Here is a 26,039-nt window from a genome sequence, read left to right on the forward strand (position 1 = left end):
CATTCCCTACGGTCCCGCCGTGATAGGAATGACATCGGCCCCGGCCTTGATCCGGTCAAGGTAATCGGCCCACTCCTGCATCATCTCGCGGCGCTCGCGGATGAACTTTGTCCGGTTGTACACCGCGCCGAGGTTATCCGGTACAGCGTGCGCGAGTTGATGCTCGATCACCTCCGGTTTGTGTTCCAGTTCCTCATGAAGGATCGTGCGCGCCATCGCCCGGAAACCGTGGCCGGTTATCTCGGTGCGCGTGTCGTAGCCAAGTCGCCGCAGCGCGGCATTAATCGCCGCTTCGCTCATCGGGCGTTTGATATCGCGTGCGCCGGGAAACACATAGCGGCCGCCACCCGTTAGTGCCTTGAGTTCGCGTAGGATCACGACGGCCTGTGTTGCGAGCGGCACAAGGTGGTCCGTATCTGTTTTCGTGACGCGGTAGCGCCATTCCCCCTTGTCCAGGTCGATCTGCGTCCATTCGGCCTGTCGCAACTCGCCGGGGTGCACAAACAGCATGGGCGCGAGCCTGAATGCACACAGGACCGGGAACGTGCCGGAAAAGGCGTCGAAGGCCCGCAACATCTCGCCGACCTTGACGGGCTCCGTTATCGAGGCGAAATGCGTTGTCTGCGCGGGCGGAATTGCGCCGACGAGATCACGCGCAGGATCAGCCTTGCAATAGCCTTCCTTGATCCCATAACGGAATACGCGGCTGATTTCGCTGCGCAGACGGTGAGCCGTAAAGCGCGCCCTCCGGCTGTCAACCCGTTTGAGGACCACCAGAATCTCGGGCGCGTCAATTCCGGTAATGGGCCGCTTGCCGAGCCAGGGGAACGCATCGTTTTTGAAGCGCGCCAGCGTTTTTTCGTACTGCCCGGTTTCGACGGACTGGCAGCGTTCCTGCATCCATGCGAGCGCAACGGCTTCGAATGAATTGGTGGCGGCGAGACGGGCGGCGCGCTTGTCGGCCTTCTTTGCTTCACCCGGATCAATGCTTGCCGCCAGTTTTTCGCGAGCGTCGTCGCGCCGCTTGCGGGCATCGGCAAGCGGCACATCTGGATAGACGCCAGGCGCAAGGCTCTTTTCCTTTCCGGCGAAACGGTACTTGAAAATCCATCGCCTGCTGCCCGTTGGCGTGACGAGCAGCAACAGGCCGCCGCCGTCATACAGCTTCTGCTGTTTTTTACTTGGCTTCGCGTTCCGGATGGTGACATCGGATAGTGCCATGTTTGCTCCCCAGGTCTTGCGCTACCGTGGGGGTTGTGTACTTCCCGTCGAGCGCTAGATTCGTGAGAACCCCCTAAACAACCCCTCGATGGGGGTTGCTATCGATGGTGAACCTTTGGAAACGATAGCGAACAAAACCCCGCTCAGCGTTAGCTGGCGGGGCTATATATGAAACGCCGAAATCGGCTGGAGGGTATCTGGTGCCGGGGACCGGACTCGAACCGGCAAGCCGTGAGGCGGCGGATTTTCGTCACACCACGTCTTTCGACGCCGCGCGCATCGCTCGAAGCAACGCGCGCGTTCGTGCGCTGGACTATGCCTTCGCCGTAGCGGCATCGCGCATTTCACGCCGCGTGCCGCGCCAGGCGCCCCCCGTCTAGTCTCTACACCTTCCGCACCGCCGCGCGAAGCGCAGCAGCAGGCTTGGCTCGGCATTGCCTCGGCGCGGCGCTCGCGCCGCCCAGGGGTTTCACCGAATTTGAGGGGTTCTGCACCGGCCGTTTCCGACCGGGCACTCAATCTTTCTTTAAGTCCGCTATGTTTACCAATTTCATCACCCCGGCAAGGGCGGACCGGATTCTACCATCGCCACGCCCCCTCCCCAAGCGCCCTCCGTCATCCCACCGTAACAAGCGCTTTCCATAATCGGCTCATCGAAAACGTTTACAACGCCCGGGCCGCCACGCATGACACCAACCATCAAGGATGTCGCCGCACACGCCGGTTTCTCGATCGCCACCGTTTCGCGGGCGATCAATGCCCCTCACACCGTCAATCCGGTCACGCTCGCCAAGGTGCGGGAGGCCATCGACGCGCTCAAGTTCCGACCGAGCCCCCTCGGCCGCCAGTTGCGCGGCGAGCGCACGCGCCTGATCGGCGTCGTGCTGCCGACGCTCGCCAACCCCGTCTTCGCCGAATGCCTGCAGGGCATCGACGACCTGGCCGCGGCACACGGTTTCCGCCTCATGCTGATGACCACGCAGTACGACGCCGACCGCGAACGCCACGCGATCGAAACGTTGCGGACACAACGTGTAGAAGGCCTGATCCTCACGGTAGCGGACGCGGATACCCATCCGCTGCTCGACGAGCTCGACGCCGACGGCCCGCTCTACGTGCTGATGCACAACGATACGAAGCGCCGCCCCTCGGTTTCGGTGGATAACCACCAGGCCGCGTACGACGGCGTGCGCATGCTGATCGCGCACGGCCACCGCCGCATCCTGATGCTGGCCGGCACGCTCTCGGCGTCCGACCGGGCCCGCCAGCGTCACGCGGGCTATACGCGCGCCATGCAACAAGCGGGGCTCACACCGGCGCCCGCACTCGAAATCGATTTCAATGCAGACGAACTCGCGCCCTCGGTGCTTGCGCATCTCACCACCGGTTCGCGGCGTCCCACCGCCCTCTTCTGCAGCAACGACCTGCTCGCAATGGTGGTGATGCGCGGCCTGCGCCGCGCACGCATGCGCGTGCCGCAGGACATGTCGATCCTCGGTTTCGACGGCCTCGCCATGGGCGAGCTGCTCGCTCCGCCGCTCGCGAGCATCGGCACGCCGAATGGCGAGATCGGCCGCTCGGCATGGCAGCGCCTGATGGCGCGCATCGGCGGCGAGTACGCGGGCGCCTCGCTCGGGCTCGCATTGCCGCACACGCTGCGCGAGGGCGGCACGATCTCCGCCATTGCAGGCGCACCGCTCGCGGATACGCTCCCGGCCGCGCGGACGCCGCACGAAGACGGCGAATTCGATCGCTCATAAATCACTTCTCGCCGACCCCTCGCGCGTTCGCGACGCGAGGGGCACGTATCACGACCTTTCACCCGTCCTGGAGACCTGCCGTGACTCGCCGATTCGCCTTCGCTGGTCCGCTATCCCCCCGTTTGTTTCGCCCGCGCCCGCTGCTCACACGCATCGCCGCGCCCGTGAAGTGCGCCGCGCGCGCGCTCCCGGTCGTGGCCGCGGTGTCCTTCGCGCTCGTCGCGAGCTTCGCCGCGCCGTCCGTGGCGCAGGCCGACGAAACCGCCATCTGCTACAACTGCCCGCCCGAATGGGCCGACTGGGCGAGCCAGATCCAGGCGATCCAGCAAAAGACCGGCATCCGCGTGCCGTTCGACAACAAGAACTCCGGCCAGGCAATCGCACAGCTGATGGCCGAGCAGAAGAGCCCGGTCGCCGACGTGGTGTATCTGGGGGTCTCCTCGGCCTTCCAGGCGAAGGACAAAGGCGTGATCGCGCCGTACAAGCCCGCGCATTGGGACGACATTCCCGCGAACCTCAAGGATCCGCAGGGCTACTGGTTCGCGATCCACTCGGGCACGCTCGGCTTCTTCGTGAACAAGGATGCGCTCGAAGGCAAGCCGGTGCCGCGTTCGTGGGCCGACCTGCTCAAGCCCGAATACAAAGGCATGATCGGCTATCTCGATCCGTCGAGCGCCTTCGTCGGTTATGCGGGCGCCGTGGCGGTGAATCTCGCGCTGGGCGGCACGCTCGACAATTTCCAGCCAGCCTTCGAGTGGTTCAGCAAGCTCAAGGCGAACGAGCCCATCGTGCCGAAGCAGACGGCCTACGCACGCGTGCTCTCGGGTGAAATTCCGATCCTGCTCGATTACGACTTCGATGCCTATCGCGCGAAATACAAGGACCACGCCAACGTGGAATTCGTGATTCCGAAGGAAGGCACGATTTCGGTGCCGTACGTGATGAGTCTCGTGAAGAACGCGCCCCACGCCGACAACGGCAAGAAGGTGCTGGATTTCGTGCTCTCCGACGAAGGCCAGAAGTTGTGGGCGAACGCTTATCTGCGCCCCGTGCGCGCGAATGCGCTGTCGCCCGAAGCCGCGGCGAAGTTCCTGCCTGCCAGCGACTATGCGCGGGCGAAGCCGGTGGACTTCGCGAAGATGGCCGCTCAGCAGCAGGCGTTCGGCGAGCGCTACCTGCAAATCATGCACTGAAGCCTGCCCTGGACACGCCGCGCCCCGGATCCGCCGAACCGCCTGAATTGCCGACCGTCATGCACGATCTCACCTTTCCCCTGCGCTGGCGCGTGGCGCTCGTCGCGCCCGCCCTCGCGATCTTCCTCGCCTTCTGGCTGCTGCCGATGGTCGCGCTCGTGCAGGTGAGCGCGGACGGTCACCTCGTCGAGACTTATCGTGCACTCCTCACGAATGGCCGCTACATGAAGAGTCTCGCTGCCACCATCGCGCTTTCGGCGGCGGTCACGGCGGCCACGCTCGCGATCTCGACGGTCTGCGGCCTCCTGCTCGCGCGGCGCCAGTTCCCCGGCCGCCGGGCGCTGCTCGCGCTGCTTACGTTTCCGCTCGCGTTTCCCGGTGTGGTGGTGGGCTTCATGGTGATCATGCTCGCGGGGCGCCAGGGGCTGATCGGTGCGCTCGCGCTGCGCTTCACCGGCGAGCGCTGGGTTTTCGCCTACTCGATGGCCGGGCTCTTCGCGGGCTATCTGTACTTTTCGATTCCGCGCGTGATCGTCACCGTGATGGCCTGCGCGACGCAGCTCGACGCCTCGCTCGAGGAAGCCGCGCGCTCGCTCGGCGCTTCGGCGTGGCGCATCTTCTGCGACGTGATCCTGCCCGCCCTCGCACCGGGTCTCATCGCCGCGGGCGCCGTGTGCTTCGCCACGGCCATGGGCGCATTCGGCACGGCCTTCACGCTCGCGACCGACATCGACGTCTTGCCGATGACCATCTACACCGAGTTCACGCTCAATGCGAACATGGTGACGGCCGCCGGTCTTTCGATCGTGCTCGGGCTCGTGACCTGGGGCGCACTCACGCTCGCGCGCAGCCTGACCGGCGCCTCGGTTGCCGCCACGGCGTGAGCCCCTGAACGTCGAGCCCTGAGCGCTTTGAGAACCTTGCGAGCCTTGCAATACGGCGCCCGAGACAACACGCGATAACACGCAACAACACGCATGAACTCCCTCGTCACCCCCGCAGCACCGGAACTGCCGGACGAGCCGCCCGCCGCACAGCGGCGGCGTCTGTCCTGGCCGTCCACCCGCACCTGGCTTGCCTGCGCGCAGTGGTTCGTCACCCTCGCGACCTGCACGTTTCTGATCGTGCCGGTGGTGATGTCCATCCTCGCCGGGCTGACCGTCAACTACTTCCGCGGTGTCGCGAGCGGCCTCACGCTGCGCTGGCTCGACCAGGTGTGGACGGAGTATCACGCCTCCGTGTTCCTCTCGCTCGAAATCGCCGCCGCCACGCTCGCCATCACGCTGCTCGCGGGCGTACCGGCCGGCTACGCGCTCGCGCGCAGCCGCACGCGCGCTTCGCGTCTCATCGAGGAGTTGCTCGTCATGCCCGTCGCGCTGCCCGGGCTCGCTTCGGCGCTTGCGTTGCTGGTCGTCTATGGCGGCTTCACGGCCTTTCGCATGAGCGCCTGGTTCATCGTGGTCGGCCATGTCGTCTTCACGCTGCCGTTCATGGTGCGGCCCGTGGCGGCAGTGTGCGCGTCGGCGGACCTGCGCACGCTCGAAGAGGGTGCAGCGAGCCTCGGCGCGAGCTTCGTGCAGCGCTTTTTCACCATCGTGCTGCCCAACGCGCGGCCCGGCATCGTGGCGGGCGCGCTCGCGGTTCTCACGCTCTCCATCGGCGAGTTCAACCTCACCTGGATGCTGCACACGCCCGACACGAAGACGCTGCCCGTCGGCCTCGCCGACACCTATGCCTCGATGCGCATCGAAGTGGGCAGCGCGTACACCATCCTGTTCTTCGTCATGACGATGCCGCTCCTCATCGCCATGCAGTGGCTGGGCGTGGATCCGGCCGGCGGCCGCAATGGACGCAATGGACGCACCGGCAACAAGCCACGCCGTCATAAGGATTCCCGATGAAACTCGATTCCACTCCCATCACGCTCTCGCGCTGCGCGAAGACCTTTCGCGGCACGCGCGTGCTGGAGCCGCTCGATCTCTCGATTGGCGCAGGCGAAACGCTCGTGCTGCTCGGCCCTTCGGGTTGCGGCAAGACCACCACGCTGCGCCTCATCGCCGGGCTCGAAACGCCCGATGCCTCCGGCCGCGTGCTGTTCGGCAACGACGACGTCACCGCCCTGCCCATCGAGCGCCGCAAGGTAGGCATGGTGTTCCAGAACTACGCGCTCTTTCCGAACCTCACGGTGCGCGGCAACATCGGCTACGGGCTCAAGATCCAGAAGGTGCCCGCCGATGCCGCGCGCGAGCGCGTCGCCGAGCTGCTCGCGATGATGCGGCTCGAAGCCCACGCCGACAAACCCATCGACCAGCTTTCGGGCGGCCAGCGCCAGCGCGTGGCGCTCGCCCGCGCACTGGCGCCGCGGCCGCGCGTGCTGCTGCTCGACGAGCCGCTCACCGCGCTCGACGCCCGCCTGCGCGACGCCCTGCGCGGCGAGATGAACGCGCTCTTGCGCGAGCTCGGCGTAACGACGGTCTATGTGACGCACGACCAGGCTGAGGCGATGGAGCTGGGCGACCGCGTCGTCGTGATGAGCGCGGGCCGCATCGAGCAGATCGGCACGCCGCGCGAAATCTACTACCGGCCGGCGAGCCGCGCGGTCGCGCAGTTCGTGGGCACGCTGAACCGTCTCGCGGGACAATGGCGTGACGGCATGCTGTGCACGACGGGCGGCGCGGTCCCGGCGGCCGCAGCCGGCGCGAACGAACTGTTTTTCCGCCCGGAGGACGCCGCGCTGACCGACCCCGCCGCCTCGCACCTGCGCGGCGTGATCGAGCAGGCAACGTTCCTCGGCGAACGCACGCGCCTCACCATCGGCGGCGCAGCGCCCGATGCGCTGGTCGTCGATGTCGCGGGCCGCGTGGAGCTCGCGCGCGGCACGGCGGTCGGGCTCTCGATCGCGCCCGAGGCGTTGATCGCGCTGGCGTAAGCCATTTTTCCCCACAATAAACGGACACATTGAGAGGCCACCCATGCTGCTCGCCCAGATCAGCGACCTGCACATCAAGCAACCCGGTGCACTCGCCTACCGCCGCGTCGATACGGCCGCGAAGCTCGCGCGCACCATCGCGCGCCTGAATGCCCTCGACCCGCGCCCGGACGCCGTGATCGTCACCGGCGACCTCGTGGACCGCGGCTCGGTCGAGGAATACCGGCACCTCAAGACACTGCTCGCCACGCTCGAGATTCCCTACTGGCTCCTGATCGGCAACCACGACGGCCGCGAAGGGCTGCGCGAAGTCTTCCCCGAACGCGCCGAATTGAACGCGGGCGGCCCCTTCGTCCATTACGCCGTCGATATCGGGCCGCTGCGTCTGATCGCGCTCGACTCCATGCAGCCGGGCCAGAGCGCGGGCACGCTTTGCGCCGCGCGGCTCGCGTGGCTCGAAGCGCAGCTCGACGCCGCGCGCGGCGCGCCCGTCATCGTCGCGCTCCATCACCCGCCGTTCGACAGCGGCGTCGGCCACATGGACGCGATCCGGCTCGACCCGCAAGCCGCCGAGGCGCTCGAAGCGCTCATCGCGCGTCACCCCAACGTCGAACGCGTGATGTGCGGCCACGTGCACCGCTCCATGTTCGCGCGCTTCGGCGGCACGATCGCCTCGGCCGTGCCCGCGCCGGCGCACCAGGTGACGCTCGATCTCGCGCCCGACGCGCCCTCGACCTTCACGCTCGAGCCGGCCGCCTTCGCGCTGCACCGCTACGATCCGCGCAGCGGACTCGTGACGCATCACGCCTATGTCGATGATTCGGACGGTCCCTACCCGTTTCACGAACCCACGGGCGACCTGATCGCCTGAGAGCAAGCTCAGGCCACCCCACGCGCCGCATGCGGCGCGCGGCAAGGCATGGGCGAGCGTCAGCAGGATCGGGCCTGCTCCGGTATCATCGGCACGCTCGAATACTGCCTTTGCGTCTGTCCGGGCGCCGCCCGCTCCAAGCCATGTCCACACCCGATTCCGCAACCGCCGGCGAAAGCCAGTCGCTGCGCGGCCTGTTGCTTCTGCTCGCGACCATCGCGGGCGTCGCGGTCGCGAACATCTACTACAACCAGCCGCTCCTCGCCGACTTCCGCCAGTCGTTTCCGACGGGGGCCGCCTGGATCGGCGCGGTGCCGGCCGCCACCCAGCTCGGTTACGCCGCCGGCATGCTGCTGCTCGCACCGCTCGGCGACCGCTTCGACCGCCGGCGCCTGATCCTGCTGCAAACGGCCGGCGTCTGCATCGCGCTCCTCGTTGCCGCTACGGCGCCTACGCTCGGCGTGCTGATCGGCGCGAGCCTCGCCATCGGTGTGCTCGCCACCATCGCGCAGCAGGCCGTGCCGTTCGCCGCCGAACTCGCGCCACCCGAAGCGCGCGGCCATGCAGTGGGCACCGTCATGAGCGGGCTCCTGATCGGCATCCTGCTCGCGCGCACGGCCGCAGGTTTCATCGGCCAGTACTTCGGCTGGCGCGCGGTGTTCGGCGCGTCGATCGTCGCGCTGCTCGGTCTCGCCGTCGTGATCGTGCTCAAGCTGCCGCGCAGCCAGCCCACCTCGAAGCTCGGCTATGGCCGGCTCCTTGCCTCCATGTGGCATCTCACGCTGGAACTGCGCGGCCTGCGCGAGGCGGCCGCAACCGGCGCCTGCATCTTCGGCGCGTTCAGCCTCTTCTGGCCCGTGCTCACGCTGCTGCTCGCGGGCGAACCGTTCCATCTCGGACCGCAGGTGGCGGGGCTGTTCGGCATCGTCGGCGCGGCGGGCGCCATGGCCGCGCCCTGGGCCGGACGCTCCGCCGACAAGCGCGGCCCGCGCGCCGTCATCACGATGTCGATCGGGCTCGTCGCGCTCGCCTTCGCGATCTTCGCGTTCTCGGGCAAGAGCCTGATCGGGCTCGTGATCGGCGTGATCGTGCTCGACATCGGCGTGCAGGCCGCGCAGATCTCGAACCAGTCGCGCATCTACGCGCTGCGCCCCGAGGCGCGCAGCCGCGTCAACACGGTCTACATGGTGGCGTACTTCATCGGCGGCGCGGCCGGCTCCGCCATCGGCGCGGCAACGTGGCACGCGTTCGGCTGGGTCGGCGTGTGCATCGCCGGCCTCGCGTTTTCGGCGCTGGCCGGCTGGATCCACGCGAGCACGCGCGAGCGCGCCGGGCACGGCGCGCAGGCGTCCTGAGGTTTCCCGAGGCGCTCTAGCCGCGCAGCACGCCGAGCAACAGCGTGACCACGAAGACCACGAGAAAAAGATAGAAAAGGATCTTCGCGATTTCGGCGGCGCCGGCCGCGATGCCGGTGAAACCGAACACGGCGGCAATAAGCGCGATCACGAGAAACACGATGGCGTAGTGAAGCATGGCGTAGCCCTCCCAGGTCGTTGGTGTCGGGCGCAGGTCGCTTGCCAGGTGCCAGGGGAATGGCCCGCGATGCCTGCCGCGCCGATCGATGGGTGCGCTACGCAAGCGCCGGGCCCGTCGCTCCACGCGGTCGGGGACGTACCCCATCCCCGATCCGGCAAGAATACCCGGGCACGCCGCGTGCTGGAGAGGGGACCCCTTACCTGAAACGGTGGAGTTACCCATGAAACGCCTGATTGCCTTGTTGCTCATTGCCGCTTCGGCCGGAACCCTCGCCGCCTGCAATACCGTGGCGGGCGCGGGCCAGGATATGTCCGCGGGCGGTCACGCCATCACCAACAGCGCCGAACAGGCGAAGTAGCGCGGCGCCGGCACGCCTGCCGGTATCGCCGGCCGGCGCGGCCGCCGTCGGGAGCCTGGAGATCGCGAGGGGCGAGTCCGCCCCTGCTCGTCAGGCCCCGCGGCGGCGGTCGTCGAAGATAAACGAGAGGCCCACGCTGCCGAGTATCAGCACGGTCGCGACGATCGTGCTGGCCGTCACTGGCTCGCCCAGCAGCAGCGCACCCAGCGCGACGGCCACCACGGGATTCACGTACATGCAGCTGCTCGCCACGAGCGGGCTGGTGTGGCGGATCAGATAGCCATACGCGACATAGGCGGCCATCGTGCCGACCAGCATCAGATAGAAAAACGCGACAGCAGGCAGGAAATGCAGTGTCATCATGCGTTCACCCGTGATCCAGGCGATGAGTGTGGACACCCCACCCCCGAGCCCGATCTGCAGCGCCGTAGCGAGAAAGAGGTCGGACGGGAGCTGGAGCCGTCCGGCCAGATGCGCGCCGATCGCCCAGAAAAGCGCACCGCCGAGTATCGCGAGGCAGCCGTCCGCCGTGCCCGACGCGCCGCCGCCGTGGCTCAGGATCCCGATGCCGGCGAGACCCAGCGCTACGGCCACCCACTCCGCCTTCGCGATGCGCCGCCCGGTGGCAGCGGCAATCACGGTTGCGAAGAGCGGCACCGTGGCAACCATCACCGCCGCCGTGCCGGTGCCCACGGTTCGCATCCCGTAAGCGAGCATGCCGCTGGAAAGCCCGACGAGCGTCGTCCCGACGATGCCGGCATTGCGGACCTCCAGCAGCGTCGGCATGACGGGACGGCGGCGCATCGCGAACACGAAAAGGCCGATGCCCGCCAGCAGGTTGCGCAGCCCCGAAAGCAGCAGCGGCGGAAACGAGCCGAGCGCGACGTGTACGCCGAGGTAGGTCGAGCCCCACACGAAATAGACGACGCCGAGCGAGAGTGCGACGCGGCCGCTCCGCGATTGCGGCAACCTTATCGAGCGGCACAACGGCCAAAGGGTATTGAGCACACGCAGCGCACCGGCTGCAACGACCTGCACGCGGGAAGACAAACGAGGCGGCGTGGTCATGGCGTCGCGCTCGGGAACCGAAGCGGCGCGCATCCCTCAGGGTCCCGCAGGCGTGCTGCGGGACGGATCAAACTCGACGGCATGATGAATGGGAGAAAAAGCGGTAAGGCACAGCGGCGGCGACGGCCGGTGCGCCAGGGCCAGTCGGATAAACGTAAGCTGGCCGCCCCGAATTATGCAACAAGCCGGCCCGCGTGCGTCGTTCAGGGAGCGCTTTATGCGCTGCAATTACGACGTGCGAGAAAAGGCAAAACCTCGGGACGATTCAGCGCTTCGGGCGCTCCGAACGTTTCGCATCGCCCGGAAAGGCATCGTCATCGCCCGTGCGGTTCGCGTGCTAACATTGCAAATCCTTTCTTTATGCTTTCGTTTTTACCTGTCGCCATGCGTACTCCGTTCTCGCATCTTGCCCGTTCGCTGCCCCCGCGCGCCTGCCGCGGCCTGCGCGAACGCGCGCGCATGCGAATCCGGGCGGGCGCATGCGCCGCGCAAGAAACCTTGTCGCGTCGCGCCACGACCCCGCCCGTCGCCGCCCGGCGTCCGGCCTGAACCGCTCTCCCCTCGTCATCCGGAGCCGTTCGGTCGGGCTCCGGGCCGATCCCGCACGCCCCGCCCATCGCCGTATTTCAGGATCGCAAGGAGAACCGCCGTGACCCGCAAAATCCGCTACCTCACCGAACTCGACGTCGCCCGTCTCGAAAAAAGCGCAGCCGAACCCGGCGCCGCCCCGGCGCGCCAGACCATGCTCGACGAACTGCTCGAGCGCGCCGAGATCGTCGCGCCGCAGGACGTCGCCGCGAACGTCGTGACCATGAACTCGCAGGTCACGCTCAAGAACGAGGAAACGGGCGAGACCTTCACGTGGACCGTCGTCTATCCGCGCAGCGCGGACTTCGCCGCCGGGCGCCTCAATGTGTTCTCGCCGGCCGGCCTCGCGCTGCTCGGCCTGAAGCGCGGCGACACCGTGCGCTTCACGCCGCCGAGCGGCGCCCAGCAGACGCTGAAGATCGACCGCATCCTGTTCCAGCCCGAAGCGTCCGACGATTTCAGGCTGTAAGCGTGCCGGCAGGTCGGCGCCCTTGCCCGGCGCCATACCGCGAATTGCACGCGCGGGCACTTGCCAGATCGTCGCAGCACGGTGTATTGTTTGGCCTGCTTACGCGGGGGTCCTGCGTTATGCGCCGTTACGTAGTTTCGTATCTGCTCAGGTACGAAAGTCGGGCGGCGTATCGCGCGGGTGAGAAATACCCTTTGAACCTGATCTGGATAATGCCAGCGCAGGGAAGCGTCCGGACTTCGCAGCATCGCTCCACCCTCTCATCCAGCGAAGTCCGTCCACGTTCCGTCTCGTCTCCTGCGAAGCTGCTGTTCCCACTTTGCTTTGCATGGACCGGAGTCAGACGCTCAAGCGCCAACTCGGGTCGACACGGAGAGAGATACATGAACGCGAACCCGAAGTTCGTTTCCGCCAACGCGCACGTCGACGAAGCCGCGGTCGCGCCGCTGCCCAATTCCCGCAAGATCTACGTGACCGGCTCGCAGCCGGACATCCGCGTGCCGATGCGCGAAATCACGCAGTCGGACACGCCCACGGGCTTCGGCGGCGAAAAGAATCCGCCGATCTACGTCTACGACACGTCGGGTCCGTACACCGATCCTGATGCGCAGATCGACATTCGCGCCGGCCTGCCCGCGCTGCGCCAGACGTGGATCGAAAAGCGCGGCGACACCGAGTCGCTCGACGGCCTCTCGTCGCAATACGGCCGCGAGCGCGCCGCCGATCCGGCCACGGCCGAACTGCGCTTCCCGGGCCTGCACCGCACGCCGCGCCGCGCGAAGACCGGCAAGAACGTGACGCAGATGCACTACGCGCGTCAGGGCATCGTCACGCCCGAGATGGAGTACATCGCGATCCGCGAAAACCAGCGCCGCGCCGAGTATCTGGAAAGCCTCAAGGCAAGCGGCCCGAACGGCGCCAAACTCGCCGCGATGATGGGCCGCCAGCACGCGGGCCAGGCCTTCGGTGCCGCGGCCTTCGGCGCCGACGCGCTCAAGGCAATCACGCCCGAATTCGTGCGCGAGGAAATCGCACGCGGCCGCGCGATCATTCCCGCCAACATCAACCACCCGGAAAGCGAGCCGATGATCATCGGCCGCAACTTCCTCGTGAAGATCAACGCGAACATCGGCAACTCGGCCGTGACCTCGTCGATCGGCGAGGAAGTGGACAAGATGACGTGGGCGATCCGCTGGGGCGGCGACACGGTCATGGATCTCTCCACGGGCAAGCACATCCACGAAACGCGCGAGTGGATCATCCGCAATTCGCCGGTGCCGATCGGCACGGTGCCGATCTACCAGGCACTCGAAAAGGTCAACGGCAAGGCGGAAGACCTCACGTGGGAAATCTTCCGCGACACGCTCATCGAGCAGGCCGAGCAAGGCGTAGACTACTTCACGATCCACGCGGGCGTGCGCCTGCAATACGTGCCGCTCACGGCCAACCGCATGACCGGCATCGTCTCGCGCGGCGGTTCGATCATGGCCAAGTGGTGCCTTGCCCACCATAAGGAATCCTTCATTTACGAGCATTTCGAAGAGATCTGCGAAATCATGAAGGAATACGACGTGAGCTTCTCGCTCGGCGACGGCCTGCGCCCCGGCTCGATCTACGACGCCAACGACGAAGCGCAGCTCGGCGAACTGAAGACGCTCGGCGAGCTCACGCAGGTCGCGTGGAAGCACGACGTGCAGGTGATGATCGAAGGCCCGGGCCACGTGCCGATGCAGCTCATCAAGGAGAACATGGATCTCCAGCTCGACTGGTGCAAGGAAGCGCCCTTCTACACGCTCGGGCCGCTCACCACCGACATCGCACCGGGCTACGACCACATCACCTCGGGCATCGGCGCCGCGATGATCGGCTGGTTCGGCACGGCGATGCTGTGCTACGTGACGCCCAAGGAACACCTGGGCCTGCCGAACAAGGACGACGTGAAGGAAGGCATCATCACGTACAAGCTCGCGGCCCACGCAGCCGATCTGGCGAAGGGCCATCCGGGCGCGCAGGTGCGCGACAACGCACTCTCGAAGGCGCGTTTCGAGTTCCGCTGGGAGGACCAGTTCAACCTCGGTCTCGACCCGGACAAGGCACGCGAATTCCACGACGAAACGCTGCCGAAGGACTCGGCCAAGGTTGCGCATTTCTGCTCGATGTGCGGCCCGCACTTCTGCTCGATGAAGATCACGCAGGACGTGCGCGATTTCGCGGCCAAACAAGGCATGAGCGACGACGAGGCCCTGAAAAAAGGCATGGAAGTGAAGGCCGTCGAGTTCATCAAGCAAGGCGCCGAAATCTACCAGCGCCAGTAAGCCATACGGTGTGAGAAGCCTGGGAAGGGCGCGGTGCAAGCCGCGCCCTTCGTTTTTGCAGTGCACGAAAAGTGCTGCGTGCGAAACATTCTTTTACGAATCCAACGACTCGCTGACAAAGCCGAACAACCAGATACGGGATCGCCCGATACGATGGGAATATCGGAGTGGCGGCTTGCGTCCGCGCGCAGGCAACGCCGCTCGTCATTACCCCTGGAGTCGGACATGAAAACCCTTGCACGCGCACGCATTCTCATCGCACTCGCTACCGTCGTCACGGCGGCGGCCAGCCTTTCCGCCTGCGACAACATGTCGACGCGCGACCGCGATACCGCGATCGGCGCAGGGGTGGGCGGCGTCGCGGGCGCGGCACTCGGCGGCAGCGCGCTCTCGACGGTGGGCGGCGCGGCGGTGGGCGGCATCATCGGCAATCAGGTCGGCAAGTAACGTTGCACCGGCCCGCAGTACCTGAGGACAAAGCGCAAGACACAAGGCGCGAACACCATCATTAGAACGACAGGCAAACGCAGCTATCAGAGAGGCGGCGCGGCGCATACCCGGTAACAGGATGCGCCGCGTTCGTTTTGCCTTTGCAATCGCGCGAAATACGCGGTTACCGGTGCGCAACACAAAGTCACGAACGACAGCGTAAGCTCGGGAGATGCCAGTTTGCGCCCCACATCGGGCGCGCGGCCGGCCGTCCGCTCACGGAGTCCGCCATGACACGCCCGTCTGTGTTCCTCGCCCCTGCCCGTTCCCTGCGCCCCACAGGTTCCCTGCGTTCCAATCGCACCGCGCGCACCTTTCGCGGCATCACAGTCGCCGGCGCCGTTGCCTCCACCCTTGCGCTTTCGGGCTGCTACTACTATTACCCGTACGGCTATGGCTACGGTACCTACCCGGCTTACGCCACGCAGCAGGAAACCGCCGTTGCCACAGCCGGCAACACGCCGGCTCCCAACGCCGTGCCCGATGCCCAATATCCGGGACCGCTCTATTCGACCCAGCCGGTAGCCATTGCCGTGCCCGCTTATTCCGCGTGGCCGGTCTATCCCGCTTATTACCCCGCTTGGGGCTGGGGCGCGCCCGCCGTGTCGTTCGGCTTCGGCTGGAGCGGTGGACACTGGCATTGACGACTGCGGTTCCCCCTTGCGCGCGTAATGCGCTTTCCCCCGCGCGGCCCCCATTCAGGCGGGGCCGCCAGTTCCTCGCCATATTCGGTGCCGGACCGTACTTACCCTGCTTGACGCTCAAGCCGCATTTTCTATGCTGCTATTGGGCGTCGGGGACTGAAGCACGGCCTTAAATAATCGCCCATCCAGCACGTGCCCCGGCGCACCGGGCGGCATCGACTGCGCCGACTCCAGAACAGCATAAAGGAGACATCATGTTTCACCAGCTGTTGACTCCCATCGGCAATTCGCTTCTGCCTTCTTTCATCGTTGCGGCACTTCCCATCCTCACCGTGCTCGTCCTGCTGGGCTGGGCACGACGCCCTGCGTGGCAGGCCTCGCTCGCGGGGCTCGTGGTCGGGCTGATCGTCGCGATCTTCGGCTGGCAGTTTCCGGCCGGCCTCGCCATCGACTCCGTCGTCGCGGGCGCCGTGTTCGCGCTCTGGCCGGTCATGTGGATCGTCGTCACGGCCATCCTGCTCTACAACATCGCGCTGCGCTCGGGACGCTTCGCGGCCTTTCGCATGTGGCTGCTCGACAATCTGCCGAACGACCGCCGCATCGTGCTCGTGGTAGTCGGCTTTTCGTTCGGCGCGCTCTTCGAAGGCATCTCCGGCTTCGGCACGCCCGTCGCGATCACGAGTTCGCTGCTCATCATGCTGGGCTTTCCCACGCTCGAAGCGCTCACCTTCACGCTGATCTTCAACACGGCGCCCGTGGCCTTCGGGGCGCTCGGCGTGCCGATCACGGTGCTCGGCGCCGTCACGCACCTGCCCGCCGATATGCTCGCGCAAATGGTCGGCCGCCAGTTGCCGTTCTTCGCGCTGCTGCTGCCCTTCTATGTGATCGCCATCTACGCGGGCGTGACCGGCATGCTGCGCATCTGGCCGGTGCTGCTCGTGGCGGGCGGCAGCTTCGCCATCACGCAGTTCGTGACCTCGAACTTCGTCAACTACAGCCTCACCGACGTGCTCTCGTCGCTGATCTCGCTGATCCTCACGATCGCGTTCCTGCGCGTCTGGAAGCCCGCGCCCGATCCGCAGTTCGAAATCCGCATCGACCGGGCGAAGGAAGTGCGCGGCACGGTGTCGGGCGCCGCCGGCTGGTATCCGTGGCTGATCGTGGCCGCGGTGGTGATCCTCTGGACCATCGCGAAAGTCTTCACGATCGGCGACACGAAGATCCCCTGGCCGGGTCTCGACAAGGCCGTGTACATCACGCTCTACAAGGTGCCCTACGGCGCGATCTGGGACTTCCAGCCGCTCGCCACCGGCACGGCGATTCTCGTAGCGGCGATCGTGACGGCGTTCGTCGTGCGCCTGAAGCCCGCCGACTTCGGCGGTGCGATCGTCGATACGTGGGTGCAGACGCGCATCGCCATCCTGACCGTCGCCACGATCGTCGGGCTCGCGTATCTGATGAACTACTCGGGGCTCACCTATACGCTCGGTCTCGGCGTCGCTTCGGTCGGCGCGTTCTTCCCGCTCGTTTCGGCCTTCCTCGGCTGGGTGGCGGTGTTCCTCTCCGGCAGCGACACCTCGGGCAACGCGCTCTTCGGCAATCTGCAGGTGGTGGCCGCGCGCCAGCTCAATCTGAACCCCGTGCTGATGGCGGCGACCAATTCGTCGGGCGGCGTGATGGGCAAGATGATCTCGCCGCAAAACATCTCCACGGGCGTCGCCACGACCGAGCTCAAGGGCAAGGAGGGCCACGTGTTCGCCCGCACGTTCAAGCACTCGATCCTGCTTACCGTGCTGCTGGGCATCCTCGTGTGGCTGCAGCAGAACGTGTTCACGTGGATGATTCCGCACTGAACGCGCACGGCCGCCGCGGGCCCGGACGATAAAAAAGCCCGCCTGCGCAATACGCGCAGGCGGGCTCGATGTTTCCCAGATCGTCCGGGCCTACGAAGACTTAACGCAGTTCCGAAACGACGAGACCCATGATCTCCTGAGCCGGACGCGAGGTATCGATCTGGCCGTTGTCGTCCAAGATCGCCACGCGCGTCTGGTTCTCGGTCACGGCGCGCACGTTCAGCTTGTACTGCTTCGCGGTCTTTTCCTTGCGGCCATGGAACACCTGGTTCCAGAAGCCCTGCTCGTCGGACGTCATGTCCTTCGGATCGACGTAGCGCAGGTAGTAGATGCCCTTGGCGCGGTCACTGTCGTCCACCGTGAAGTTCGCACGATTGAGCGCCATGCCCACGCGCTGCCAGGCGAGGTCGTACGGCTCGCCGAGCGTGAGTTCGGACGACGTGTACTGACCGCCCGTCTCGGCCTGAGCCTGCTTGCCGGAACCCGACTGCTGGCCCACCGCCGCGACGTTTTGCGCCGCCACGGCCGCCGCGGCCGCATCCGGGCCTGTGGCGGTCGCATTGGTGGCCTTGGCATTAGCCTTCGCGGCTTCCTCGTCGGCGAGCTTCACGTCGGGCACGCCCGGCTGCGCGCGCGCGAGCGTCGCCATCAGGCGCTTGAGGTACTCGGTTTCCAGCGCAGGATCGTTGGGCTTCGGCACCCACTGGCTGTTGTCGTTGTTGATGCCGGTGAGCTGCTCGGAGAGGCCCTTCTGGCTGATGAAGATGTAGGTGCCGCCGGCCGGCGAGGTTTCGAGACGCGTGCGGTACTTGTTGCGCTCCGCCGTGACGTACGAATTGCCCGTGGCCCACGAGAGCGTATTGCGGATGATGCCGTCCGAAAGCTTCGGATGCGTTTCGTTCCAGTCGGTTTCCATCACGCCCTTGTCGCGCTGGTCCGTGACCAGCAGGAAACCCTGCTCCTGCCAGAAGCGGCGCACCTGGGCCCAGAGCTGATCGGGCGTCTTGCTGTCCACCACAAGCCAGCTTTCCGTGCCGTCACGCTGGATATGCATGCCCGGCACCTGCGGCAGCACCTGGTTTTCGTCGCTGGGCGTCGCGGTGTCCTGCACCTGCTGCAGCGAGGACAGCGAGGTCTCGCCGCCCTGCGGCGGCAGCGAGCGCTGGTCGGCGGTTTCGTCGAGCAGGTTCGGCGGAACGGCCAGCGACGACTCCTTGGCCTTCGAGTCGCTGCGGTAATCGATCTTGGTCGGCGACGGCGAGCTGCAGCCGGCGACCAGCCCGCCCGCCATCAGGAGCGCAGCGGCGCGGATGGCAAGACGTTGGTGAAAAGCAGTCATGTTCGGGTAATCCTTCGGCTACGCCACGGCCAGTTTCCGTGGATCAACCAGCCATTTTACCGGGCGAGAGGCGCCCTGTGCAAAAACCGCTGGACGGGATCGCGTTACAGGATCTCTCAGCCCCCGGCAAACCGCCGCGAACCCGACCCCTTAACGTTCGTCAACATTTATACGACGCGCAAATTTACACGAAAATTTGCCGTTTCAGCTTTTTATTCAAGACGATAGATGACACGCTCGGCCCTCCTGACGTTTGCGCCCAGCCGAATAAAGAGCCCATCCTGCTTGTGCAGCGCGCGCCGGTGCTAACTTCGCGACAAATCTCAAAAAAAGCAGTAGGCCAAAAAGTCCGGAGAGGGGTGCCCCATGACGACACGTTCATTCCCGCGCGCGAAGCGCGAGGCGGCCTGCGCGAGCCTGCTTGCTGCTGCGAGCCTCTGGCTCGCCGCGCCCGCAGAGGCCGCGCTGGGCGATACCGCCGCGCCGATCGCGGCTGCGACCACGCGGGGCCTGGCGGGCGGCACGGCACGCGTGGTGGGTTATGTCGACGCCGGAGGCACGACGATCAACGAATATGTCGCCGTCGCGACCGGCCAGATCTTCGCGTACTCGTGGCGAGGCCCGACCATGCCGAACCTGGACGCTTTGCTCGGCAGCTACGCGGCTTCGTGGCGCAGCGGCGCAGCGGCCGTCCTCGACGAAGCGCGCGGCGACCTGCACGCCGCCCGTGTGGATCAGCCCGATGTGGTGGTCGAAACGGCCGGTCAGATGCGCAGCTACGTGGGCCGCGCCTGGCTGCCGGCCGCGCTGCCCGCCGGCGTGAGCGAAGGGGACCTGCGATGAGCCGCCGCCTGCGCCTTGCACCGCGCGCGCTGTTTTGCTCATTGGCACTCTGCGCCCTGCTCGCCGCCTGCGGCGGCGGCGGTAGCAGTAGCGGTAACAGCGCAAGCGCCGCCAGCAGTAGCAGCCCCGCCTCCGCGGCCGCGCCGGCTTCGGCTCCCGGCACGCCGGCAAGCAGCACCAGCTCGACGAGCACCACGAGCACAACGAGCACAACGAGCACAACGTCGCCCCCCGTCCCGCAGTCGACCACGGCGAACGTCGTGGCAGTGAACGTCTCCACCTCGGCGACCTCGACACGCAACATGCTGATGGCGAGCGTGACCGTCTGCGTGCCGGGTACGAACACCTGCGCGACCGTGGACAACGTTCAGGTGGATACGGGCTCGCAGGGCCTGCGCCTGCTCGCCTCCGCACTGCCGGCCGGTTTTGCGCTGCCGGGCGTGCCCGCGGGATCGGGCGGGTCGGCCGGTGCGCCTGCCGGCGAGTGCGCGGTCTTCGGCACGGGCTACACCTGGGGGGCGGTGCGTCTTGCGGACGTGCAACTCGCGGGCGAAACCGCGGCCTCGCTGCCCATCCAGGTGATCGCGGACCCGTCGGTGCCCGCGGCGCCGGGTAATTGCAGCAGCAGCGGCGTTGCGATGAACAGCGCGACGGCGCTGCACGCGAACGGCATTCTCGGCGTGGGCGTCTTCAACGCCGACTGCGGAGCAGGCTGCGTGAACAAAGCGCTTTCGCCGTGGTACTACGCCTGCGCCTCAGGCAGTTGCACGGCCACCGCGCAACCGCTGGCCCAGCAGGTCAGCAATCCGGTGGCCGCCTTTTCGAGCGACAACAACGGCGTCGTCATCGACCTGCCCGCCATCGCGGCAGACGGCACGGCAACAGCCAACGGCTCGCTCACTTTCGGCATCGGCACGCAGGCCGACAACGAACTCGGATCGGCAACGGTGCTGCACGCGGATACGGTCAGCGGCTTCGTCACAACCACGGCCCCGGACGGCACGGTCTATTCGCAAAGCTATCTGGACAGCGGTTCGAACGCCTACTTCTTCTCGAGCACGACACTCACGCGCTGCGGCGTGTGGTTCTGTCCGGCCTCGCCGCAAACCGATTCGGCGACGATAGCCGGCACGGACGGCACGACAGTCGCCGTTGCGTTCTCCATCACGAGCGAACAGACGCTGGTCGCCACCGGCAACTGGGCCTTCGACGATCTCGCCGGCTACAACGGCAGCATGTTCGGCTGGGGCCTGTCGTTCTTCTATGGACGCCGCGTGTACACGGCCATCGAGGCGCAGGAAACGCCCGCGGGCGCCGGGCCGTTCTTCGCGTTCTGAGATGCGTGGAGGCGAGGTCCGGCGCGCCGCGACGCCGGACAACGTTCAGGCGGCGGCGAGCCGCATCACTCGTCGTCGGAGGCGTTCGGGTCGGGGGTCGTTTTGGCGAATGCGGGCGGTGCGAGCCAGCGGAACGAGACGAGGCCCGACTCGTTGAACATGCATTCGGCGGCCGTCTGCGTGAAGGTGGGCTTCTTGATGCCGAGCTTCTGGGCAAGCGCCGCTACCGGCGTGGCGGGCTTCGGCTCCGCTTGGGTCGCTTTGGTCGCCGAGGCGGCCGATGCCGCGGCGGCCACCGCCGCGCCGCTCGCCGCAACCGGTGCCGAGGCGCCCTGCGGCGCGAGTGCGAGCGCCCCCGAACCGAACGAAGCGGACGAAGCGTCTAAAGCAGCGGAAGCCGCCGCCGTAGCCGAAGCCGTCGACACCGCCATCGCACCGGACGCTGCCTCGGCCGCCGAAGCCTCCACGGCGGCCGAAGCCGAGGAAGCTGCCGCAGCCGCAGAAGCGGTGACAGGCGGCCTGGCGAGCGCCCCTTCCACCACCACGCGCTGGCCGCGGTACGACACGGCACTGTGCGCAATGGAGAGCTTGTTGCCCGGCGACACTTCGGCAAGGCGGCTTTGCATCTCGTCCTCGCATGCGCTGGGGTTGCGGTACATCGAGACACATCCCGCAAGCAGGGAGGCAGCGGCCGCAAGGCCGACGAAGCACGCTTTCCGTTTGTTCATCGCTCATCCGTATTCAGGCTGCCGCAATTGTAGCGTAAGGGCCCTGCGCGTCCCGCAGCGCGCACCCTCCTCGCGGCACGCGGGCCTGCTATCATCGTACCTGTATATCCATACAGTGCCGCGCGTGATCCCCGACTCTCCCGATCCGTTCTATTACCTCGCCAATTTCGAGCGCGCGCTCGGCTGGCTGACCGCGCGCTGCGCCGATCTGTTCGACACCGGCGAAGCCCGTTTCGCGCAGCGCTTCGGCACGCTGCCGCGCGCCTCGCGTGCCCTTTTCGTGCGCATGCTGATGCGCAAGGGGCCGCACTTTCGCGCGGGCCGCCTCGACTATGCCGAGATCGGCTGCCCGCGCGCCGCGGCCGCGGCGCTCGTGGCCGAGGGCTGGATCGACGAAGCGCCCACGCTCGCGCTCGATGCGCTCGCGCCGCTCGTCACGAAAGCGGACTTGCAGGCGCTGGCCGTCTCGCTCGGCATCGCCGTCGATGTGCGCGCCACGCGTGCGGCCACCCTCGCCGTGCTGGAGGACGCGGCGCCCGCGCCGCGCGGCTGGCACGCGTGGTTCCCGGAGTCGGCCGATACGGCGTTCCATCTCGCCGCGGCGCCGCTGTGCGAACGGCTGCGCCTGATGTTCTTCGGCAACCTGCGGCAGGACTGGTCGGAGTTCGTGCTGGCCGATCTCGGCATCTATCGCTACGAAAGCGTGCCCTTCGACGCGGCCTCGCGCGCCTTCCACCATCGCGACGACATCGACACCTGGCTCGCGCTGCGCGACTGCCGCGAACGGCTCGAGACCGCTCCGGAGACGATTGCCGTGGCGCTCGATACCCTCGACGCACTGGCGCCCCGCACGCAGGACAACGCGTGGCTGCGCACGCGCCACGACCGCGTGCGCCACGCGGCGGGCCAGGCGGCCGAGCGCGCCCGCGAACCGGCACTGGCCTTGCGCGCCTATCTGGACTGCGGACACCCCGAGGCGCGCTACCGGCGCGTGCGCGTGCTGGAGCAACTCGGGCGCCGCGACGAAGCGACCGCGCTGGCCCGAGCCATCGCTACCGCGCCCGTCAACGAAGAAGAGGCGCAGCGCGCGGCGCGCACGCTTGGCCGTCTGCAACGGCAACGCGGCTCGCCCAGCCCACAGGGTGCGGCCAGTGCGCAAACCGGCGCGATGGCGGAGCTGACCTTGCCCGAGGCAAAAGCGGATCTGCGCGTGGAGGAAGCCACGCGTCTCGCACTGGCATCGGACGAAGCGCCGGTGTTCTATGTCGAGAACACGCTCATCAACAGTCTCTTCGGCCTGCTGTGCTGGCCCGCGCTCTTCGCGCCGCTGCCCGGCGCGTTCTTCCACCCGTTCCAGCGCGGCCCCGCCGACCTGCACGCCGCCGACTTCGTCACCCGTCGCGCGGACCGCTTCGCGGCCTGTCTCGCCGAACTCGAAACCCGTTCGTACCGCGAAACGATCGAGCGGCGCTACATCGAAAAGAGCGGCGTCCAGTCGCCGTTCGTCGCATGGCCCGCGTTGAGCCGCGACTTGCTGACACTTGCGCTCGACTGCTTTCCGGCCGTGCATCTGCGGCTATGGTTCGAGCGGCTCTTGCGCGACCCCACCGCGAACCGCTCGGGCCTGCCGGACCTCGTGCGCTTCTGGCCCGCCGAGCGGCGCTACGAACTGATCGAAGTGAAAGGCCCGGGCGACCGCCTGCAGGACAACCAGCGCCGCTGGCTCGCGTACTGCGCGGCCCACGCCATCCCCGTGACCGTGCTCCAGGTGCGCTGGGCGGCAGCCCCGCTCGCGCTCGACGCCACCGCACCATGAGCTACACCGTCGCGGTGCGCACGCTCTGCGAGTTCACCGCGAAACGCGGCGACCTCGATCTGCGCTTTACGCCCGCGCCCGACGCAAGCGAGGGCCGCGCCGGTCACGCCGCCATCGCGTCACGGCGTCCCGAGGGCTTCGAAACCGAAATCGCACTCACCGGCACTTATGGCGTGCTGACCGTGCGCGGCCGGGCCGATGGCTACGACCCCGCGCGGCAACGACTCGAAGAGTTCAAGACCTATCGCGGCGACCTCGACGCCATGCGCGAGAACCAGCGCGCGCTGCACTGGGCACAGTTGCGCGTCTATGGCGCGCTGATGTGCGAGAAGCTCGGCCTCGAAGCGATCGAGCTGGCGCTCGTCTATTACGACATCGCCTCCGGCCACGAAACGGCGCTCGTCGAACAGGCGAGCGCGGTGCAACTGCGCGAGGCGTTCGAAGCGCAGTGCGAGCGCTTCGTCGCATGGGCGAACCAGGAAAGCGCGCACCGCGCGGCGCGCGACGCCGCGCTCGAAACATTGCGCCTGCCGCACGCGTCGTTTCGCGCCGGCCAGCGCGAACTGGCCGAAGGCGTCTGGCGCGCGGCCACGCAAGGCCGGTGCCTCCTCGCGCAAGCGCCCACCGGCATCGGCAAGACCATCGGCACGCTGTTTCCGCAGTTAAAAGCCTGTCCGCGCGCCGCCATCGACAAAGTGTTTTTCCTCAGCGCCAAGAGTCCGGGCCGCCAGCTCGCGCTCGACGCCCTCGATACGCTCGCCGCCGCGCAAGATCCAGCGAGTGCCCGTGCGCCGCTGCCGTTGCGCGTGCTGGAACTGGTTGCGCGCGAGAAGGCCTGCGAGCATCCCGATCTCGCCTGCCACGGCGAGTCGTGTTCGCTCGCCCGCGGCTTCTACGACCGGCTGCCCGCCGCACGTAGCGCGGCACTCGCGCGCTTACGGCTCGACAGGGCCGCGCTGCGCGAGGTTGCGCGCGAACACGCGGTCTGCCCGTATTACCTCAGCCAGGAACTGGCGCGCTGGTGCGACGTGATCGTCGGCGATTACAACTACTACTTCGACGTGAGCGCCATGCTGTTCATGCTCGCCGTCCACAACCAGTGGCGCGCCAGCGTGCTCGTGGACGAAGCGCACAACCTGCCCGAACGCGCCCGCACGATGTATTCGGCCGAGCTCGTGCAAACGCGCGTGGACGCCATGCGGCGCAGTGCGAGCGCGCCGGTGAAACGCGCGCTCGCGCGCCTGCAGCGCCACTGGAATGCGCAGAACGCCGTGCAGCCCGATGCGTGGCGCGCGAGCGACGCGTTGCCGGCGGGGTTGCTCGCCGCGCTCGGGGACGTTATCGGCGCCATCGGCGACCAGTTGGCCGAACCGGGACTCGTGCGCGATCCCGAAATGGAACGCTTCTACTTCGACGCACTCCACTTCTACCGCATGGCCGAGCGCTTCGACGCACATTCGATGTTCGACATCACGCCGCTTCCTGCAGCCGGCGGCCGCCGCACGCGTTCGGTGCTGTGCGTCCGCAACGTGGTGCCGGCCGGCGCCCTGAAGCCGCGTATTGCAGCAGCGCACAGCTTCGCGCTCTTTTCGGCGACGCTCGCGCCCACGCACTACTACACCGACATGCTCGGCTTGCCCGCCAATACCGTGAGCCTCGACATCGGCACGCCGTTCAGCGCGGCCCAGCTCGACGTGCAGATCGCGCGCCACATTTCCACGCGCTACAAGGACCGCACGCGCTCGCTCGACGCCATCGTCGCGCGCATTGCCGCGCAGTACCAGGCGCGTCCCGGCAACTACCTGTGCTTCTTCAGCAGCTACGAGTATCTCCAGCTCGCCGCCGATGCCTTCGTCGCGCAGCACCCGCAGATCGACGTCTGGTTCCAGTCGCGCACAATGGACGAAGCGCAGCAGCAGGCCTTTGTCGCGCGCTTCGTGGAAGGCGGCTGCGGGCTCGGCTTCGCGGTGCTGGGCGGCGCGTTCGGCGAGGGCATCGATCTGCCCGGCACGCGCCTGATCGGCACGTTCATTGCCACGCTGGGCATGCCGCAGGTGAACCCCGTGAACGAAGCCATGCGCGAACGCATGGATGCGCTATACGGCGCGGGCTTCGACTACACCTATCTGATCCCGGGACTGCGCAAGGTAGTACAGGCCGCGGGCCGCGTGATCCGCACCGAACAGGATCGCGGCGTCGTGCATCTGCTCGACGACCGCTTCGCGCGCCCCGACGTGCAGGCGTTGCTGCCTGCGTGGTGGCAGATCGGGTGAGCGAACGAGTACGCGCTCCGGTTCGATCAGGATTGCGAACCAAGTTGAAGAAGCCAAGCAGCCGGCTTCAGTCAGGCAACCGGCCGCGTGCAGACTACCTTGCGCTCAAGCCGATTTCGACCTGCCGGCACCGGCTCCCTTGCCGTTCTTCTTCGGCGGCGGGGACGGCTCGGCCGTTACGTCGTCGGCGGCAATGTCCGAGGCAATCGACTTGCCGTCCGGCACCGGGTTCGCCGCGGCGCCCTTCGCCTTCTTCGCGGATTTGTCCTCCTTCACATCCGGGGGGACTGCGAGCTTGTTGAACGTCGTCTCGTCGTTCGCCTTGTCGTAGCCGATCTCGACGGTGTCGCCCGTTTGCAGCGCATCGCCGAGTATTTCCTTCGCGAGCCGCGTTTCCACTTGCTGGCGG

At 67.0% G+C, this 26,039-nt stretch carries 22 protein-coding genes, 1 pseudogene and 1 riboswitch; of the genes and pseudogenes, 17 read left to right on the forward strand and 6 right to left on the reverse strand.

Going from position 1 to position 26,039, the window contains the following annotated elements:
- Nucleotides 1–6: 6 nt before the first annotated feature.
- Entirely contained in the window at nucleotides 7–1,221 is a 1,215-nt protein-coding gene (locus U5760_RS20440) for a tyrosine-type recombinase/integrase (protein ID WP_322014095.1), read from the reverse strand.
- A 686-nt stretch (nucleotides 1,222–1,907) separates the two neighbouring features.
- On the opposite strand from U5760_RS20440, the gene U5760_RS20445 reads away from it, so the two are divergent.
- From U5760_RS20445 to U5760_RS20475, 7 genes are all read left to right on the forward strand, one after another.
- The gene (locus U5760_RS20445; RefSeq protein WP_322014096.1) at nucleotides 1,908–2,981 is read left to right on the forward strand and encodes a substrate-binding domain-containing protein; all 1,074 of its coding nucleotides are present in this window, start codon (nucleotides 1,908–1,910) and stop codon (nucleotides 2,979–2,981) included.
- 194 nt (nucleotides 2,982–3,175) lie between these two features.
- A complete protein-coding gene (locus U5760_RS20450) occupies nucleotides 3,176–4,174 on the forward strand; it encodes an ABC transporter substrate-binding protein (protein ID WP_322014130.1) in 999 nt (332 codons plus the stop codon).
- Nucleotides 4,175–4,233: 59 nt separating this feature from the next.
- Entirely contained in the window at nucleotides 4,234–5,058 is an 825-nt protein-coding gene (locus U5760_RS20455; protein ID WP_322014097.1) for an ABC transporter permease, read from the forward strand.
- Nucleotides 5,059–5,151: 93 nt separating this feature from the next.
- Nucleotides 5,152–6,075, forward strand: coding sequence for an ABC transporter permease (locus tag U5760_RS20460; RefSeq protein ID WP_322014098.1), 924 nt, complete (start codon nucleotides 5,152–5,154; stop codon nucleotides 6,073–6,075).
- The gene (locus tag U5760_RS20465; protein WP_322014099.1) at nucleotides 6,072–7,103 is read left to right on the forward strand and encodes an ABC transporter ATP-binding protein; all 1,032 of its coding nucleotides are present in this window, start codon (nucleotides 6,072–6,074) and stop codon (nucleotides 7,101–7,103) included. The genes U5760_RS20460 and U5760_RS20465 overlap by 4 nt, the downstream gene beginning before the upstream one ends.
- Nucleotides 7,104–7,146: 43 nt before the next feature.
- Nucleotides 7,147–7,974, forward strand: coding sequence for a phosphodiesterase (locus U5760_RS20470; protein ID WP_322014100.1), 828 nt, complete (start codon nucleotides 7,147–7,149; stop codon nucleotides 7,972–7,974).
- 143 nt (nucleotides 7,975–8,117) lie between these two features.
- A complete protein-coding gene (locus U5760_RS20475; RefSeq protein WP_322014101.1) occupies nucleotides 8,118–9,329 on the forward strand; it encodes an MFS transporter in 1,212 nt (403 codons plus the stop codon).
- Nucleotides 9,330–9,345: 16 nt separating this feature from the next.
- Here the strand turns inward: U5760_RS20475 and U5760_RS20480 are convergent, their stop codons facing one another.
- Entirely contained in the window at nucleotides 9,346–9,507 is a 162-nt protein-coding gene (locus tag U5760_RS20480; RefSeq protein ID WP_028224354.1) for a DUF1328 family protein, read from the reverse strand.
- Between the two features lie 223 nt (nucleotides 9,508–9,730).
- Here U5760_RS20480 and U5760_RS20485 point away from each other — a divergent pair, with 223 nt between their 5' ends.
- Complete coding sequence (locus U5760_RS20485) at nucleotides 9,731–9,868, forward strand: entericidin A/B family lipoprotein (protein ID WP_322014102.1); 138 nt, start codon at nucleotides 9,731–9,733, stop codon at nucleotides 9,866–9,868.
- A gap of 90 nt (nucleotides 9,869–9,958) precedes the next feature.
- Here the strand turns inward: U5760_RS20485 and U5760_RS20490 are convergent, their stop codons facing one another.
- A complete protein-coding gene (locus U5760_RS20490; RefSeq protein ID WP_322014103.1) occupies nucleotides 9,959–10,936 on the reverse strand; it encodes an EamA family transporter in 978 nt (325 codons plus the stop codon).
- A gap of 649 nt (nucleotides 10,937–11,585) precedes the next feature.
- Here U5760_RS20490 and U5760_RS20495 point away from each other — a divergent pair.
- The 5 genes from U5760_RS20495 (at nucleotide 11,586) to U5760_RS20515 (ending at nucleotide 17,294) form a co-directional block, all read left to right on the forward strand.
- Entirely contained in the window at nucleotides 11,586–11,993 is a 408-nt protein-coding gene (locus tag U5760_RS20495) for a GreA/GreB family elongation factor (protein ID WP_322014104.1), read from the forward strand.
- 95 nt (nucleotides 11,994–12,088) lie between these two features.
- Nucleotides 12,089–12,238: riboswitch (TPP riboswitch) on the forward strand.
- A 138-nt stretch (nucleotides 12,239–12,376) separates the two neighbouring features.
- A complete protein-coding gene (gene thiC / locus U5760_RS20500; RefSeq protein ID WP_322014105.1) occupies nucleotides 12,377–14,308 on the forward strand; it encodes a phosphomethylpyrimidine synthase ThiC in 1,932 nt (643 codons plus the stop codon).
- 225 nt (nucleotides 14,309–14,533) lie between these two features.
- On the forward strand, nucleotides 14,534–14,755 hold the full coding sequence (locus U5760_RS20505; RefSeq protein ID WP_322014106.1) for a glycine zipper 2TM domain-containing protein: 222 nt from the start codon (nucleotides 14,534–14,536) through the stop codon (nucleotides 14,753–14,755).
- Between the two features lie 272 nt (nucleotides 14,756–15,027).
- A complete protein-coding gene (locus U5760_RS20510; RefSeq protein ID WP_322014107.1) occupies nucleotides 15,028–15,441 on the forward strand; it encodes a hypothetical protein in 414 nt (137 codons plus the stop codon).
- A gap of 254 nt (nucleotides 15,442–15,695) precedes the next feature.
- Nucleotides 15,696–17,294: an L-lactate permease gene (locus U5760_RS20515; RefSeq protein WP_322014108.1), complete on the forward strand. Its 1,599-nt coding sequence runs from the start codon at nucleotides 15,696–15,698 to the stop codon at nucleotides 17,292–17,294.
- A gap of 100 nt (nucleotides 17,295–17,394) precedes the next feature.
- Here U5760_RS20515 and bamC read toward each other — a convergent pair whose 3' ends face one another.
- Nucleotides 17,395–18,633, reverse strand: coding sequence for an outer membrane protein assembly factor BamC (gene bamC / locus U5760_RS20520; RefSeq protein ID WP_322014109.1), 1,239 nt, complete (start codon nucleotides 18,631–18,633; stop codon nucleotides 17,395–17,397).
- A 366-nt stretch (nucleotides 18,634–18,999) separates the two neighbouring features.
- Between bamC and U5760_RS20525 the strand changes: the two genes are divergently transcribed.
- Nucleotides 19,000–19,476, forward strand: a complete 477-nt coding sequence (locus U5760_RS20525) for a DUF2844 domain-containing protein (protein ID WP_322014110.1) — start codon at nucleotides 19,000–19,002, stop codon at nucleotides 19,474–19,476.
- Nucleotides 19,473–20,813, forward strand: coding sequence for a DUF3443 domain-containing protein (locus U5760_RS20530; RefSeq protein ID WP_322014111.1), 1,341 nt, complete (start codon nucleotides 19,473–19,475; stop codon nucleotides 20,811–20,813). The genes U5760_RS20525 and U5760_RS20530 overlap by 4 nt, the downstream gene beginning before the upstream one ends.
- Before the next feature lie 65 nt (nucleotides 20,814–20,878).
- Here U5760_RS20530 and U5760_RS20535 read toward each other — a convergent pair whose 3' ends face one another.
- Entirely contained in the window at nucleotides 20,879–21,541 is a 663-nt protein-coding gene (locus U5760_RS20535; protein WP_322014112.1) for a hypothetical protein, read from the reverse strand.
- 124 nt (nucleotides 21,542–21,665) lie between these two features.
- Here U5760_RS20535 and U5760_RS20540 point away from each other — a divergent pair, with 124 nt between their 5' ends.
- The gene (locus U5760_RS20540) at nucleotides 21,666–23,357 is read left to right on the forward strand and encodes a VRR-NUC domain-containing protein (RefSeq protein ID WP_322014113.1); all 1,692 of its coding nucleotides are present in this window, start codon (nucleotides 21,666–21,668) and stop codon (nucleotides 23,355–23,357) included.
- Entirely contained in the window at nucleotides 23,354–25,630 is a 2,277-nt protein-coding gene (locus tag U5760_RS20545; protein ID WP_322014114.1) for an ATP-dependent DNA helicase, read from the forward strand. Before U5760_RS20540 ends, U5760_RS20545 begins: the two co-directional genes overlap by 4 nt.
- A 105-nt stretch (nucleotides 25,631–25,735) precedes the next feature.
- Here the strand turns inward: U5760_RS20545 and U5760_RS20550 are convergent.
- A pseudogene (locus tag U5760_RS20550) lies at nucleotides 25,736–26,039 on the reverse strand (Clp protease ClpC); the annotation flags it as partial.

It is taken from the genome of Paraburkholderia sp. J12 (assembly GCF_905220215.1).
Taxonomy (GTDB): Bacteria; Pseudomonadota; Gammaproteobacteria; order Burkholderiales; family Burkholderiaceae; genus Paraburkholderia.

Bases quoted from the DNA above. Each gene is read 5' to 3' on its own strand.
- U5760_RS20440 (WP_322014095.1), bottom strand. From the start codon at position 1,221: ATGGCACTATCCGATGTCACCATCCGGAACGCGAAGCCAAGTAAAAAA.
- U5760_RS20445 (WP_322014096.1), top strand. From the start codon at position 1,908: ATGACACCAACCATCAAGGATGTCGCCGCACACGCCGGTTTCTCGATC.
- U5760_RS20455 (WP_322014097.1), top strand. From the start codon at position 4,234: ATGCACGATCTCACCTTTCCCCTGCGCTGGCGCGTGGCGCTCGTCGCG.
- U5760_RS20460 (WP_322014098.1), top strand. From the start codon at position 5,152: ATGAACTCCCTCGTCACCCCCGCAGCACCGGAACTGCCGGACGAGCCG.
- U5760_RS20465 (WP_322014099.1), top strand. From the start codon at position 6,072: ATGAAACTCGATTCCACTCCCATCACGCTCTCGCGCTGCGCGAAGACC.
- U5760_RS20470 (WP_322014100.1), top strand. From the start codon at position 7,147: ATGCTGCTCGCCCAGATCAGCGACCTGCACATCAAGCAACCCGGTGCA.
- U5760_RS20475 (WP_322014101.1), top strand. From the start codon at position 8,118: ATGTCCACACCCGATTCCGCAACCGCCGGCGAAAGCCAGTCGCTGCGC.
- U5760_RS20480 (WP_028224354.1), bottom strand. From the start codon at position 9,507: ATGCTTCACTACGCCATCGTGTTTCTCGTGATCGCGCTTATTGCCGCC.
- U5760_RS20485 (WP_322014102.1), top strand. From the start codon at position 9,731: ATGAAACGCCTGATTGCCTTGTTGCTCATTGCCGCTTCGGCCGGAACC.
- U5760_RS20490 (WP_322014103.1), bottom strand. From the start codon at position 10,936: ATGACCACGCCGCCTCGTTTGTCTTCCCGCGTGCAGGTCGTTGCAGCC.
- thiC (WP_322014105.1), top strand. From the start codon at position 12,377: ATGAACGCGAACCCGAAGTTCGTTTCCGCCAACGCGCACGTCGACGAA.
- U5760_RS20505 (WP_322014106.1), top strand. From the start codon at position 14,534: ATGAAAACCCTTGCACGCGCACGCATTCTCATCGCACTCGCTACCGTC.
- U5760_RS20510 (WP_322014107.1), top strand. From the start codon at position 15,028: ATGACACGCCCGTCTGTGTTCCTCGCCCCTGCCCGTTCCCTGCGCCCC.
- U5760_RS20515 (WP_322014108.1), top strand. From the start codon at position 15,696: ATGTTTCACCAGCTGTTGACTCCCATCGGCAATTCGCTTCTGCCTTCT.
- bamC (WP_322014109.1), bottom strand. From the start codon at position 18,633: ATGACTGCTTTTCACCAACGTCTTGCCATCCGCGCCGCTGCGCTCCTG.
- U5760_RS20525 (WP_322014110.1), top strand. From the start codon at position 19,000: ATGACGACACGTTCATTCCCGCGCGCGAAGCGCGAGGCGGCCTGCGCG.
- U5760_RS20530 (WP_322014111.1), top strand. From the start codon at position 19,473: ATGAGCCGCCGCCTGCGCCTTGCACCGCGCGCGCTGTTTTGCTCATTG.
- U5760_RS20535 (WP_322014112.1), bottom strand. From the start codon at position 21,541: ATGAACAAACGGAAAGCGTGCTTCGTCGGCCTTGCGGCCGCTGCCTCC.
- U5760_RS20545 (WP_322014114.1), top strand. From the start codon at position 23,354: ATGAGCTACACCGTCGCGGTGCGCACGCTCTGCGAGTTCACCGCGAAA.